This is a genomic window from Actinokineospora spheciospongiae (assembly GCF_003182415.1).
Lineage (GTDB): Bacteria > Actinomycetota > Actinomycetes > Mycobacteriales > Pseudonocardiaceae > Actinokineospora > Actinokineospora spheciospongiae.
In genome coordinates this window covers 577,986-591,658 of the sequence record NZ_QHCP01000003.1, presented here as the reverse complement: position 1 = coordinate 591,658, position 13,673 = coordinate 577,986, and the positions used below count along the sequence as shown (strand labels likewise).

Here is a 13,673-nt window from a genome sequence, read left to right as displayed (position 1 = left end):
TAGGCAACCCGCCGCCCCGCGCGCACCGACGCACGTCGGCGGTGCGGGGCAGGGTACCCGGGCCGCCACCATCAGGGGGTCAACGCGTGGGTGTCCCGATCGGTTCCTGGGCGCGCCGGTGCCCCGGGCGGTCGGCCCGGGGCACCGGTCTGGCGCGCTGGTCGGAGGGGGTCGCTCAGACGAGCCTGATCACGCCGTAGTCGAAGGCCCGCCGCCGGTAGACGACGCTGGGCAGGCCGGAGTCGACGTCGGAGAACAGGTAGAAGTCGTGGCCGACCAGTTCCATCTCGTAGAGGGCCTGGTCGACGCTCATCGGCTTGGCCGGGTGCTCCTTCTCCCGCACGACGTTGCCGGGCAGGTTGTCGGGCACGTCGTCCCAGCTCGGCTGCTCGGGCAGGTCGACGGCGCCCGGGTGCTCCGGCGCGTCGAGCAGGGCGGTGCGCCTGCCGTTGACCTGGCCGCTGCCGTTGATCTCCTCGGTGAGGGCCTCGACCGTGCCGGAGGTGGCCTCGGCGACGGAGGCGGGGCTGCGGCGCCCGTGGTGCACGCGCCTGCGGTCGTGCAGGCGGCGGAGTCGGTTCTCCAGCTTGGCGACGGCCAGGTCCAGCGCGGCGTAGAAGTCGCCCGCGCAGGCCTCGGCGCGCACGGCCGGGCCCTTGCCCTTGCCGGTGATCTCGACGCGCTGGCAGTTCTTGGACTGCCTGCGGTTCGGTTCATGGAACAGCTCGACGTCGAAGCGGATGACCTTGCGGTCGTAGCGCTCCAGACGGGACAGCTTGTCCTCCACGTGTACCCGGTAGTGCTCGGGCACCTCGACGTTACGGCCCTTGACCACGATGTCCATACACGACCTCCCTCGCGGCTTGCGAGTGTTGGCTCCGCTGATACTTCTCAGCGCCGGGATGGTCTGGATTCCAAGTCCAGCACAGGGCGTGACCTGCGAAGACGATCTCCACGTGGTCAGCGCGCCACCGACGCCAGGGTCATGGGCCACTCACCTCCTCGCACCGTCCGGAAACGGTGATAGCGCAGCACGTTAGCCCCGCGCGGCGCTTCGCAACAGCCCCCGGGACAGGGGTCCTCTGTCGGGGAGGGGATTTCACTGGGCGCGACGGATAAACCACGAAAAACAGGTTTGAACCCCGCGGGACCCTCGTTCGGGCGGGCAGCGTTTCACCCTGATGGCTCAGCACATGTGACCGTGCGACGGTGTACCAGCGTCCGAACCGGACGCTCGGGCTGCCGTCACCCCGACCGACGTGCTCCGTGCTGAGCCGCATACCTGGCCAACGGCCCGGAACGCCCGGGGGTTCCCACGCTGTTCACCTGATCGGTGTAGGCGCCATCCCGCCATGCGGGAACCCGATCACCCGGCCGCGGTGCAGGCGAGCACCGCGTGCACCCGGGTGCCCGCCCCCCGCAGCGCCCGGGTGCACGCCGCCGCGGTGGCCCCGGTGGTGATCACGTCGTCGAGGAGGACGACCGGGGCGCGCGGGGGCGGCAGCGCTCCCGGGAGGACGGTCAGGTGCCCGCGCAGGTTCTCGGCGCGGTCCGCGGCGCTGAGCCCCACCGAGTCGCGGGCGCCGCGGGTGAGGCGGAGCGGGTGGGCCACCCGGGCCGGGTGCAGCCGGGCCACCCGCTCGGCGATCGCGGTCATGTGTGGACCGCCGCGGCGCCTGCTCGCGGCGGCGCGGGAGGGGGCCGGGACCAACCACAGTGGACCGGGGAACAGCCGGTGCAGCGCCGCGGCCAGCGCGGCGGCCAGGACCGCGAGCAGGTCCCTCCTCCCCCGCTCCTTGGCCGCCAGCACGGCCTTGCGGGCCGCGCCCCGGTAGGCGCCCATGGCGAAGACCGGGAGGCCGGGCGGCAGCCCCGGGCGGTGGACGGGGAACGGCGCGGCGAAGCAGGGCGCGCAGTCGGGGCACCACGGGGTGCCGGGGCGGGAGCAGCCCGCGCAGCGGCGCGGGAGGAGCAGGTCCAGGACGGCGTCGAGGCCCGGGGCGGCGTTGAAGGTCATGGGAAGAGGATGGCGCGGATCACCGATTCGCGGGGGAAACCATCCACAGGCCTTTGACCTGCGAAAATACCGTCAGCCCGGGTAGAAGGGGATCGAGCCGGGGGGCTGGCCGTGCTGGTGGGTCAGCCAGACCTTGTTCGCCTCCTGCGTCGACCACAGGCCCAGGCTGTCCATCACCAGGGTGGAGCGGCTGGGCGCGGCGGTGACGGCGGTGACCGGCAGGGTGAGGTTGGCGCTGTTGAACTGCGTCAGCGAGAAGCCGTCGATCGGGAGGCTGGCCACCGGGAGCGACGGCTGCTCGGTGACGGCGATGAGGGTCTGCCGGTCGAGCCAGTCGAGGCCGACGACCTGCTTGACCACGCCCGCCTGCAGGGTCAGCGGCGAGCGGATGGCCACCGCGTCGTTGGCGCGGACCACCGAGGCCACCCGGACCTGCCCGTTGACCACGGCGGCGACCCGGACACCGTCGCGGGACAGGCGCAGCTGGGTGATGGGGCCGTCGCGGGTCAGCTCGGTGGCGTCGACCGGGAAGCCCACCCACGTGCCCTCGACGGTGCGCACGACCCGGGTGACGACGGTGCCGTCCTGGACCGTCCAGACCTCGTTGGGGGCGATGCCCTCGCCGGGGCTGAGCAGCCAGGTGGGCCTGGTCAGGGTGGCGGTCTGGGACAGGCCGACCTCGGGGAGGTCGCCGTCGACCTTGCCGACGCGCAGCCGCACCCCCGAGCCGGTGCGCTGCACGACCGCCAGCGCGCTGCCGTCGAGGGACTGGGCGGCGGTGACGACGTCGTAGGCGCCCGAGCCCGCGGGACCGTCGATCGGCTTGCCGTCGCGCAGGGAGACCAGCCTGCCGCCGGTCACGGCGAGGCCGAGCAGGTCCGGCTTGGAGGTGGTCAGGTTCTCGTACGGGGTGATGTCGCTGGCGCGCCAGTCCTGCTTGGTGGCGACCAGCGCCCGGTCGTCGCTGAGCAGGCGGATCGGGCTCGTGGTCACCTCGCTGAGCGTGGTGACCACCTGGACCGCCATCTTGCCGCGCTCCTCCGTCGTCTTCTCCACCGAGGCAAAGTTGATCTTTATCGCGCCGTCGGAGTCGGTCACCACGTTCGTGCGCAGGACGACGCCGTCGAGCGGGCTCACCACGGCGCCCTTGAGGCCGTCGGACGGGCCCTTGAGCAGCAGCTCCACCACCCGCCGCTCCAGGTTGTCGCGCGGTTCGGCGGCCATGAAGCGCAGGTCCGGGACGAGCACCTTCTCCCCCGGGTCGAAGAACACCAGGTTCACCCGGCGGTAGGAGGCGACGAACGCGGACTCGGTGATCAGCGCGAAGTCCGGCGCCTCGGAGATGCGCCACTGCCCGTCGGCCTGGCGGGCCACCTTGAACTGGAACTCGACCGGCTGCACCGAGGCGAAGAACGCCTGGCGCGGGTCCAGCCTGCCGATCTGCCTGCCGGTGAGGATGACGACCTGCTCGTTGACCCGGTCGCCCTCCGGCACCGACTGCGGCAGCGTCTTGGGCTTGTCCTCGATGATGACCCGGTCGCTGGTGCCCGACCACACCGCGTCCGCCTCGGGGGTGAGGTAGGCGCGCGCGGCGTCGGACGAACCGGTCTTGGTCACGAACTCACCGACGAGCCCGTACGGGTTCAGCCCCGGCGACGGGTTGTCCACCACCCGCGACGCCACCTGCGGCAGCTCCGTGACGAAGCGGGGCGGTGTGCTCTCCGGGATGTTCGCGCACCCCGCCGCGCAGGCGAGCACGAGCAGCACCACCAGCACCCGGGTCGACGTGTTCACGGGTGGACCTCCTCCGGGACCTGCTCCGGCTGCGCTTCCTCTACCGGGTGGGCGTCCTCCGGCGGGAGCGGCAGCGGGCTCTCCCCATACTCGACGTCCTGCAGTCGGGGCAGCGTGAGCCGGAAGCACGCGCCCTGGCCCGGCTCGCCCCAGGCGTCCAGGCCGCCGCCGTGCAGCCGGGCGTCCTCCAGGCTGATCGCCAGGCCGAGGCCGGTGCCGCCGGTGTGCCGGTTGCGCGACGGGTCGGCCCGCCAGAACCGGTTGAACACCAGCTCCGCCTCCCCCGTGCGCAGGCCCACGCCGTGGTCGCGGACGGTGACCGCCACCGCGTCGGGGCCCAGCGCCATCCGCAGCTCGACCGGCCTGCCCTCGCCGTGGTCGATCGCGTTGGCCAGCAGGTTGCGGACGATCCGCTCCACCCGGCGCGACTCGACCTCCGCGGTGGCCTCCTCCTCGGGCAGGTCGAGCACGATCTCGCTGCCCGCGTTGCGCGCGATGACCCGCACCGACTCCACCGCGCGGCGGGCGATGGCGCGCAGGTCGGCGTACTCGGAGACCAGTTCCTCCACGCCCGCGTCCAGCCGGGAGATCTCCAGCAGGTCGCCGAGCAGCGACTCGAACCGGTCCAGCTCGTCGACCAGCAGCTCGGTGGAGCGCGACAGCCCGGCCGGGAACTGCGCGCGGGAGGCGTGCAGCACGTCGGCGGCCATCCGGACGGTGGTCAGCGGGGTGCGCAGCTCGTGCGAGACGTCGGAGGTGAACCGGCGCTGGAGCTGGCCGAACTCCTCGAGCTGCCGGATCTGGCGCTGGATGCTCTCGGCCATCTCGTTGTAGGACTGGGCCAGCCGGGCCACGTCGTCCTCGCCCGCGACCACCATCCGCTCGTCCAGCTCGCCGTCGGCGAACCGCTCTGCGGCCCGGGCGGCGCGGCGCACCGGCAGCACCACCTGCCGGGTGACCAGGTTGGTGATGCCCGCCAGCAGCAGCAACAACACCAGGCCGCCGACGAGCAGGGTGTTCTGCTCGGCGCTGATCGTCGTCTGCTCGGCGGTCAGCGGGTAGAGCATGTAGAGCTGCATCTGCAACCGGCTGCTGCCCGCGTTGTTGATCGGGGTGCCGACGATCAGGTAGGTGATCGGCCCGCTGGGCCGCTCCACGGTGTGGATCTGGGTGGCGGTGGGCCCGGTCGGCCGGAGCACGAACTCGCGCAGCGACTGCGGCACCGCGTCGTAGTCGCCCGCGTAGCTGACCTGGTCGCGGGACATGTTGGGGGCGTCGTTGACCAGCACCGGTTCGAAGGCGCCCGCGGAGCTGTCCGGCGACGAGCTGGTCAGCCGGTTGCGGGCGCTGGTCAGCCGGTTGCGCAGGACCTCGGAGTCCTCGCTGGTGCCGAGCAGCTCGCGCTCGGCGATCCCGACCGCGGCCCTGGTCTGCTGGATCGCGGCTTCTTCCTTGGTGCCCAGGAGCTGGTCGGTGATCTGGTTCTGCAGCACGATGCCCAGCACGAACACCACGGCGGAACCGAGCGCGAGGGTGCTGACGACGACGCGCAACTGCAGCGAGCGGCGCCAGAGTTCGCTGAACACGACCGACCGCCGCCGCCCCGCGGCGACGAGGCGGCCGAGGGCGGCGGCGAGCCGGGTGAGGAGTGCGGCCACCCGGCCCGCCCCGGTCACGGCGGGCCCGCCTTGTACCCGACGCCGCGGACGGTCAGCACGACCTCCGGGTGCTCCGGGTCGCGCTCGACCTTGGACCGCAGGCGCTGCACGTGCACGTTGACCAGGCGGGTGTCGGCGGCGTGCCGGTAGCCCCAGACCTGTTCGAGCAGCACCTCGCGGGTGAACACCTGGCGCGGCTTGCGGGCCAGGGCGACCAGGAGGTCGAACTCCAGCGGGGTGAGCTGGATGGCCCGGCCGTCGCGGGTCACCTCGTGCCCGGGGACGTCGATGGTGAGGTCGCCGATGCCGAGGGTCTCGGCGGGCTCGTTCTCGGTGCGGCGCAGCCTGGCCCGCACCCTGGCGACCAGCTCCTTGGGCTTGAACGGCTTGACCACGTAGTCGTCGGCGCCGGACTCCAGGCCCAGCACGATGTCGACGGTGTCGCTCTTGGCCGTGAGCATGACGATCGGCACGCCGGACTCGCCGCGGATGGCCTTGCAGACGTCGATCCCGTTCATCCCGGGCAGCATCAGGTCCAGCAGCACCAGGTCGGGTTTCAGCTCCCGCAGCGCGGGTAGAGCGCGCGACCCGTCGGCCACCACGGCGGTGTCGAACCCCTCGCCGCGGAGCACGATGGTCAGCATCTCGGCCAGAGCCGGGTCGTCGTCCACTACCAGCACACGTGCCTTCATGGTCACATCGTCGCACTGTGCACGCTCTGTGCGTGCGCGTCCCCCCGATCAGGTACTGTTGAATTTTGAACCACTTTGAGGGGAGCACCCGATGGGCATCCGCAGGCTCAACCACGCCGTGCTGTACGTCCGCGACGTCGACCGGTCGGTGGCCTTCTACCGCGACCTGCTCGGCTTCCGCGTCGTGACCGAGTTCCCCGGGCAGGCGGCGTTCCTGCGCGCGGCGGACTCCGACAACGACCACGACCTGGGGCTGTTCCGGGTCGGGGCGGACGCGGTCGGACCGGTGGCCGGGCAGGTCGGGCTGTACCACCTGGCCTGGTCGGTGCGGACGCTGCCGGAACTGGCCGAGTTCGCCAGGGTGCTGACCGCCGCCGGGTCGCTGGTCGGGGCTTCGGACCACGGGGTGTCGAAGTCGCTGTACGCGAAGGACCCGGACGGGGTCGAGTTCGAGGTGTCGTGGTTCGTGCCGCGGGAGCGGGTCACCGCGGACATGGCGGCGGCGGGGGCGCCTCGGGCGCTGGACATCGACGCGGAGATCTCGCGGTGGGGGGCGGACGTGGTGGGGGCGCTGTAGGGGTTCGGTTGGGTTGTCCACATCCCCCGTTGGTGATCCACAGGCTGGCGGTGGGTGTTGTTTTGGCTGCTCAGGGGCCGATACGCTGAAAAGGGCGGTCAGCCCCCGGGTGGGCGGGGTCTGCGTGGGCGGGGTCTGCGTGGGCGGGGTCTGCGTGGGCGGGGTCTGCGTGGGCGGTCCGCTTCGCCGGGGCTGCGCCGTGCGCTTCGGCTCAAGGGCCGGGATTTTGTCGCTGGTGCCCGGGTGGGTGGATCTGCTTGGGCGGGGCCCCTACAGCGATCATGTGATCCAGCGTGTCAGGTGGGGCTGAAGAGATGCCCCACTGCCCAGACAGGCTTTCACATGATCGCTTCCCCCACCCAAGCAAATCCACCCACCCGGGCACATCCGTAGCCGGGCCGGCGGCTGCGGGGGTGGTCGCCGGCTGCGCACTGTGAGGTTCGGGTGGCGGGCCGCCAGGCCGGGGGTTGACGGGGTGATTGGCGGCTGCGCCGGTGGGGTTCCGGGTGGCTGGTCGCCGGGTAGGCGGTTTTTGGATCAGGGGGCGAGGAGGGTGGTGGCCAGGGTGTCGAGGTCGGTGGGGGTGGTGCCGTCGATGATGTGCCAGGGGGAGAGCCAGTGGGTTTCGGCGAGTTCGTCGTAGACCTTGCCGACCCTGGTTTGCAGGTTGTCGTCGGTTTCCCAGGTGTCGCGGGGGCGGGTCGACTCGGTGCGTTCGCGGTCTGCTGAGCGCTGGGCGGCGAGTTGCGGGGGGACGCGGAGCAGGAGTTGGGCGTGGGGCACGGGGAGGCCGAAGCGCTTGATCTCGGTGGCGCGCACCCACTCCACGAAGGGGCCGTGGGCACCCTCGTGCTTGCGGGCGGCGCCGTAGGCGGCGTTCGACGCGACGTAGCGGTCGAGGAGCAGGACGTCGTGGGTGGTGAGGGCGGTGATCAGGTCTTCGCGGGCGTGGTGGCGGTCCAGGGCGTAGAGGATGCCCATGCCGTAGACCTCTTCGCCCAGGCCGCCCAGTTCGCCGTAGAGGGCGTCGCGGATGAGCTTGGCCTCGGTGGAGGTTTCGTACCTGGGGAAGGCCATGCCCGTGACCGTCGCGCCCGCGCGGGTGAACGCGGTGGTCAGCCCGTCGGCCAGGGTGCGCTTGCCCGCGCCGTCCAAGCCCTCGATCACGATGAGTCGGCCCACGCGGCGACCATACCCACGGCGTGGGTGGGGGCGGCTCCGCGGTGGGCCGTGCCGCACCTCGGCGGAGCCGGGGGGAACAGTGCCGGGGGGAACAGTGGAACCGGGGGCGGTGCCGCCGTCAAAAGAGTCTCCCCTCTCTTCTGACGGTGGCACCGCCCCCGGCGCCCCCCAGTTCCCCACCCCCGGGGCGGCTCACCGGCACTGACGCGCCCCCTGCGCGCGCCAGAACTATTCAAGATCGTTCCGACGGCCCCGGGTGTTACACCCCGCAGGTGGGGGCACCCCTACAGACGTCTGCCCCGGCACGCGGGTTGCGTGCCGGGGCAGATCGAACCGCTTCGGGTCAGTAGCGGTAGTGCTCCGACTTGAACGGGCCCTCGACGTCGACGTCGATGTACTCGGCCTGCTCCTTGGTCAGCTTGGTGAGGGTGCCGCCGAGCGCTTCCACGTGGATGCGGGCGACCTTCTCGTCCAGCTTCTTCGGGAGGCGGTAGACCTCGTTGTCGTACTCCTCGCGCTTGGTGAACAGCTCGACCTGCGCGATCACCTGGTTGGAGAAGGAGTTCGACATCACGAACGACGGGTGGCCGGTGGCGTTGCCCAGGTTCATCAGGCGGCCCTCGGACAGCACGATGATCGAGTGCCCGTCCTTGAACACCCACTCGTCGACCTGCGGCTTGATGTTGATCCGGGTGACGCCGGGGTGCCGGGCCAGGCCCGCCATGTCCAGCTCGTTGTCGAAGTGGCCGACGTTGCCGAGGATGGCCTGGTGCTTCATCCTGGCCATGTGGTCGGCGGTCACCACGTCCTTGTTGCCGGTCGTGGTGATGACGATGTCGGCCTTCTCGATGACCTCGTCGAGGGCGCGGACCTCGTAGCCGTCCATCAGCGCCTGCAGCGCGCAGATCGGGTCGATCTCGGTGACGACGACGCGACCGCCCTGGGCGCGCAGCGACTCCGCCGAGCCCTTGCCGACGTCGCCGTAGCCGCAGACCACGGCGAGCTTGCCGCCGATGAGCACGTCGGTGCCGCGGTTGATGCCGTCGACCAGCGAGTGGCGGATGCCGTAGCGGTTGTCGAACTTGCTCTTGGTGACGGAGTCGTTGACGTTGATCGCCGGGAAGAGCAGCTCACCGGCGGCCGCGAGCTGGTAGAGCCGCAGCACGCCGGTGGTGGTCTCCTCGGTGACGCCGCGGATGTCGGCGGCGATCTTGGTCCACTTGTCCGGGGTGGCGGCCAGGGACGCGCGCAGCGTCTCCAGGATGATGCCCCACTCCTCCGGGTCGTTGTCCTCGGCGTTCGGGACGACGCCCGCGGCCTCGTACTGCTTGCCCTTGTGGACCAGCAGCGTGGCGTCACCGCCGTCGTCGAGGATCATGTTGGGGCCGCCGCCGGTGGGCCAGGTCATCATCTTCTCGGTGGCCCACCAGTACTCCGGCAGCGTCTCGCCCTTCCAGGCGTACACCGGGACGCCCTTGGGCTCCTCCGGGGTGCCGTGCGGGCCGACGACGACGGCCGCGGCCGCGTGGTCCTGGGTGGAGAAGATGTTGCACGAGCACCAGCGCACCTCGGCGCCGAGCGCGACCAGGGTCTCGATCAGGACCGCGGTCTGGACGGTCATGTGCAGCGAGCCCGAGATGCGCGCCCCCTTGAGCGGGTACACCTCGGAGTACTCGCGGCGCAGCGCCATCAGGCCGGGCATCTCGTGCTCGGCGAGGCGGATCTCCTTGCGGCCGAACTCGGCCAGGGAGAGGTCCGCCACAGCGAAGTCGACGCCGTTGAGGGTCTGCGCGAAGCGCTCCCCGGTCGTGGTCCGCGTGTCTTCTGCGGTCATCGGGTAAATCCTCCAGACTCAGTTTCCTGCCGAACACTACCGTCGCGGTCCGTGGGCAGGGATCGGCCGAAACGGGTGATCCGCGCCCGACCAGCGTGGACCATGGACGCAATGCGGGCGCAAGCGCCCGGCGGATCGGCGACCTGGGGAGAAACGTGCTGCTCACCGGATCGGACACGCGCGTGGTCGAGCTGCGCGTGCACGGCGTCCTGGGCACCGGTGCGGAGTCGCTGGTCGGCGCCGTCGCCGCGGTGGACGTCGCGGGTGACGGCGTCGGTCGGCTGGTCCGCCCGGCGGATCGGCTCCAGCGTCCCGCACCGGGTCCGGTGCTGCGCGCGGAGGGTAGGTCCGTGCCCAGGGTGGTCGAGGGGTATGTGTGGAGCGCCATGACCTCCGGCGGCTGGGCGAAGGCCGCCTGGGCGCTGCTGTTCCCGTTCTCCCTGGCCAACATGGCGCACTGGATGCTGCCCCCGGTCCCCTCCGGGCACCGGGCCGGGCGGGTGCTCGCCGCGGTCAACCGCTCGCTGGTGCGGCTCGCGGCCCTGCTGCTGACCGCGCTGCTGATCACCCAGTCGACCGTGGTGACCCTCGACCTGCTGGCGACGCAGTGCCTGGCGCCGGGCGCGGACTGCCTGGCCTGGGTGCCCGGCGGCGTCCGTTCGGCCTACCCCTTCCGCCAGGTTGTGGGATTGCTCCCAGCGCTGCTGTTCGTCCTGGTCCTGTACCGGATCTCCACGGTGTCCTGGCGGCCGGGCGCGCGGGTGCGGCCCACCGAGAGCGACCTGCCCGGCGGCAGGCTCGTCGCCGACCCGGACACCCCGGCGCTGCGGGCGCTGCACCTGGTGACGGCGCTGGCGTCGGTGGCGCTGCTGGCCGTGGGCGGCCCCTTCCACCAGCCCGACGGGCCGGTGGCGCGGGTGCTGCGGCTGCTGGCGCTGGCCCTGCTGGGCCTGTGCCTGCTGGCGGTGCTGCTGCTCGACGACCCGCGCGGGGCTGGGGACAGCCGGGTGGGCCGGGCGCTGCGCGGGGCGCTGGGGCGGTGGCCGCGGCGGGTGCTGCTGGTCGTCGCGGGCGCGCTGGTGGTGGCGGTCGGGGCGGTGATGTCGCCGATGCCCGCCGCGGTGACCGGGACCGGGCCGACGGTCGAACTGGTGGCGGTGGCGCTGTTCGGGGTGGTGGTGCTGGTGGGCGTGCTGCTGGTGCCCGCGGCGCTGATCGCCCGCCGGACCTGGGCCGGTGAGCCGCGCGAGCTGCGGCCGTGGGCGGGCGGCTGGATGGCCGCGCCGGTGCTGGCGTTCGGCGTGCTGCTCGGTGGTGGCTTCGGCGCGGGGCTGGCGATCGCCGTGGGTCGGCTGATCGGCGTCGGCGCCCGGCTGCCTGCGGGCTACGAGCCGGTGGCGCTGCTGTGGGGCGCGGCGGCGGCGCTGGGCGTGGTGGTGGCGGTCCCGATGCTGGTGGTGGCGGTGGTGCGGCTGCTGCGCGGCTCCGGTTACGCGGAGGCGGGCCTGCTGCACGCGGGCCGCCCGGAGGCCGCGGCGGCGCTGAAGGCGTGGCGGGTGGCGGGCTGGCAGCGGCGCAACCTGCACCGGGTGGTGCTCGCGGCGTCGGCGGTGCTGGTGGCGGGCGCGGTCGCGGTGATCGCGCTGCGCGTGTCGGGTTTCACACCGCCGCCGTGGACCGACCCGCTGTCGGCGTTCGGGGTGCTGGCGCTGGGCGCGCTGGCCGGGGCGCTGCTCAAGGCGGTGTACGACGCCGCGCGGCAGCCGGAGGCGGGGCGCAGGCTGGGGGTGATCGCGGACCTGGCGTCGTTCTGGCCGCGCGAGTCGCACCCGGCCGTGCCGCCCTGCTACGCGTTGAAGGTGGTCCCGGAACTGGCGGCGCGCGCCGCCGAGCACCTCAGGGACCCGTCGACCAGGGTGGTGCTGACCGGGCACAGCCAGGGGAGCCTGCTGGTGGCGGTGGCCGCGGCCCGGCTGCTGGGCACACTGGACCCGGCCGCCGCGGGCAGGCTGGGGATCGTGACGGCGGGGTCGCAGTTGCAGTGGGCGTACCCGAGGGCCTTCCCCGCCGTGGTGTCGCACCGGGGCCTGGCGCACCTGTCGGGCGGGCTGGGCGGACGGTGGCGGGCGCTGTGCCGGGGCACGGACCCGATCGGCGGCGCGGTGACCACGTGGAACCGCCAGGTGTGCGACGGCAGGCTGCTGGGCACCGGCTTCCGCACCGACGGCACCGAGGGTCCGCTCCCGGCGGCGTCGGTGTCCCCGCACGGGGCGCTGGTCCTCGGCGGCGACCACTGGCTGCCGGACCCCATGCGCGGCCCCGTGGCGGGCCGCCGCTGGGCGCCGGGCACCCTCGCGCACACCGACTACCCGGCCGACCCGGAGTGGGACCGCGCGGTGGCGATGGCGGCGGCGCTGGACCCGGAGGCCCCGGCGTCGGGCGGCCTGTCCTGGCCGCCGAAGCGGGAATCCACCCCGCCCACCTGACGCCGCGGCACCTGGCGTCGCGCCCGCCTGGTCGCTTCGTGGCCGCTTGGCCTCGTGGGCGGCGGGTTCAGTGCGGGTGGGTGGTGCGCAGGCGGGTGGTGAGCAGGTGCTCGGCGGCGGCCCGGTGGCCCGCCGCGGCGAGCAGGCCCGCCGGGGCGAGGACGTAGTCGGTGTCCACCGCGACCGCCGCCGTGCGCAGGTGGGGGCGCAGGGCGGGGTCCGAGCGGAGGGCGGTTTCCACCTCCGCCACGGATTCCGCGTGCCGGAAGGGTCCGCCGGAGAGGATGAGCAGCCCGATGCCCCGGGGGCCGAACCGGCCGTCGGTGGCGTCGATGTGCCTGCGCAGGGCGATCCGGGCGGCCAGGGCCGCGAGTCGTAAGTCCACAGTGGACTCTTCGGGCGTGGTCGGGACCCAGTCGACCGCGGCGGCGCGGTGGGCGGCGGCCCCGGCCAGCCCGTCGGCTTCCCCGACGAGGCGGTCGGCGGTGGCGGCGGCCACCACCCCGGGCGCCGACCAGCGCATGCCGATGTCGCCCTCGACCGTGCGGCGGTCGGTGGGCAGCCCGACCGCACCCGCCGTTTCATCCACTGTGGACACCGCGGAGTAGACGTCGGTGGTGGCCCCGCCGACGTCCACGACCAGCACGGCGCCGGTGTCGTCGGTGGCCGACGCCAGCAGGGAGACCCCGGAGAGGACCGCGTCGGGGGTCACCGCGCGGACCAGCCGCCGGAAGCGGGGGCCGCGGGAGAGGGACTTGCCGCCGATGACGTGGCGCAGGAAGACCTCGCGGATGGCCGCGCGCGCCGGGGCGGGGGCGAGTTCGCCGATGTCGGGCAGGACGTTGTCGGTCACCACGACCGTGCGACCGGCGAGGCGGGTCAGGGCCTCGGCGCGGGCGGCGGTGTTGCCCGCCAGGATGATCGGGACGCGGACGCGGTTGGCGGCGAGCCTGGACGCGTTGTGCAGCAGGGTGCGCTGATCACCGCCGTCGGTGCCGCCGACGAGGAGGACGACGTCCGGGGAGGCCGCGCGGAGGGCGCGCAGGCCCGCGCCGTCGAGTTCGCCGTCGGACACGTGCACGACCTTGGCGCCCGCCGACAGCGCCACCCGGTGCCCGGCCTCGGCGCTGACCAGCCGCTCCTGGCCGACGACCGCCAGCCGCAGACCGCCCCCGGCCGACGAGCAGAGCAGGACCGGCACCACCGCCCCACCCGCCTGCGCGGCGGTGCGCGACGAACCCGGCGCCCCCGACCCGAGGTCTGCGGCTCGCGCGGCGGTTCCCGGTTCGAGGGCGGCGGCCACGGCGTCGACACCGCGCAGCACCTCCGGTGCGGTGGTGGCGTGCTGCGCGGTGCCGAGCAGCTCCCCCGCCTCGGACACCAGGGCACCCTTGGTCCAGGTGGACCCGACGTCGAGGCAGAGCAGCGGCACG

General features: G+C 73.1%; 10 protein-coding genes. 2 read left to right on the top strand and 8 right to left on the bottom strand.

The annotated features are described in order from the left end of the window. Positions 1-175: 175 nt before the first annotated feature. The 5 genes from hpf to mtrA all read right to left on the bottom strand — a co-directional run bounded on the left by hpf (position 176) and on the right by mtrA (position 6,161). Positions 176-844 carry a ribosome hibernation-promoting factor, HPF/YfiA family gene (gene hpf / locus DFQ13_RS10295; protein ID WP_035282343.1) on the bottom strand — a complete coding sequence of 223 codons (669 nt, stop codon included), beginning with the start codon at positions 842-844 and terminating at the stop codon, positions 176-178. Positions 845-1,366: 522 nt separating this feature from the next. Beyond that, complete coding sequence (locus DFQ13_RS10290) at positions 1,367-2,017, bottom strand: ComF family protein (RefSeq protein WP_110079590.1); 651 nt, start codon at positions 2,015-2,017, stop codon at positions 1,367-1,369. A gap of 72 nt (positions 2,018-2,089) precedes the next feature. Continuing rightward, a complete protein-coding gene (locus tag DFQ13_RS10285) occupies positions 2,090-3,811 on the bottom strand; it encodes an LpqB family beta-propeller domain-containing protein (protein WP_035282337.1) in 1,722 nt (573 codons plus the stop codon). Then, complete coding sequence (mtrB, locus tag DFQ13_RS10280; RefSeq protein WP_110079589.1) at positions 3,808-5,487, bottom strand: MtrAB system histidine kinase MtrB; 1,680 nt, start codon at positions 5,485-5,487, stop codon at positions 3,808-3,810. Before mtrB ends, DFQ13_RS10285 begins: the two co-directional genes overlap by 4 nt. Continuing rightward, positions 5,484-6,161 carry an MtrAB system response regulator MtrA gene (gene mtrA / locus DFQ13_RS10275; RefSeq protein WP_035282349.1) on the bottom strand — a complete coding sequence of 226 codons (678 nt, stop codon included), beginning with the start codon at positions 6,159-6,161 and terminating at the stop codon, positions 5,484-5,486. The genes mtrB and mtrA overlap by 4 nt, the downstream gene beginning before the upstream one ends. 91 nt (positions 6,162-6,252) lie before the next feature. Between mtrA and DFQ13_RS10270 the strand changes: the two genes are divergently transcribed. Beyond that, a complete protein-coding gene (locus DFQ13_RS10270) occupies positions 6,253-6,738 on the top strand; it encodes a VOC family protein (RefSeq protein WP_035282334.1) in 486 nt (161 codons plus the stop codon). Positions 6,739-7,275: 537 nt separating this feature from the next. Here the strand turns inward: DFQ13_RS10270 and DFQ13_RS10265 are convergent. After that, positions 7,276-7,920 (bottom strand): dTMP kinase, encoded by a 645-nt coding sequence (locus tag DFQ13_RS10265; RefSeq protein ID WP_110079588.1) that lies wholly within the window; start codon positions 7,918-7,920, stop codon positions 7,276-7,278. Between the two features lie 343 nt (positions 7,921-8,263). After that, complete coding sequence (gene ahcY, locus DFQ13_RS10260; protein WP_035277573.1) at positions 8,264-9,754, bottom strand: adenosylhomocysteinase; 1,491 nt, start codon at positions 9,752-9,754, stop codon at positions 8,264-8,266. Between the two features lie 155 nt (positions 9,755-9,909). Here ahcY and DFQ13_RS33700 point away from each other — a divergent pair, with 155 nt between their 5' ends. Beyond that, complete coding sequence (locus DFQ13_RS33700) at positions 9,910-12,240, top strand: hypothetical protein (RefSeq protein ID WP_110079587.1); 2,331 nt, start codon at positions 9,910-9,912, stop codon at positions 12,238-12,240. A 67-nt stretch (positions 12,241-12,307) separates the two neighbouring features. Here the strand turns inward: DFQ13_RS33700 and DFQ13_RS10250 are convergent, their stop codons facing one another. After that, positions 12,308-13,672: a glutamate mutase L gene (locus DFQ13_RS10250; RefSeq protein ID WP_110079586.1), complete on the bottom strand. Its 1,365-nt coding sequence runs from the start codon at positions 13,670-13,672 to the stop codon at positions 12,308-12,310. Position 13,673: the final 1 nt, after the last annotated feature.

What these genes read in the sequence shown, in the direction of transcription:
- DFQ13_RS10290 (WP_110079590.1), bottom strand. Translation starts at nt 2,017, where the DNA reads ATGACCTTCAACGCCGCCCCGGGCCTCGACGCCGTCCTGGACCTGCTC.
- hpf (WP_035282343.1), bottom strand. Translation starts at nt 844, where the DNA reads ATGGACATCGTGGTCAAGGGCCGTAACGTCGAGGTGCCCGAGCACTAC.
- ahcY (WP_035277573.1), bottom strand. Translation starts at nt 9,754, where the DNA reads ATGACCGCAGAAGACACGCGGACCACGACCGGGGAGCGCTTCGCGCAG.
- mtrA (WP_035282349.1), bottom strand. Translation starts at nt 6,161, where the DNA reads ATGAAGGCACGTGTGCTGGTAGTGGACGACGACCCGGCTCTGGCCGAG.
- DFQ13_RS10270 (WP_035282334.1), top strand. Translation starts at nt 6,253, where the DNA reads ATGGGCATCCGCAGGCTCAACCACGCCGTGCTGTACGTCCGCGACGTC.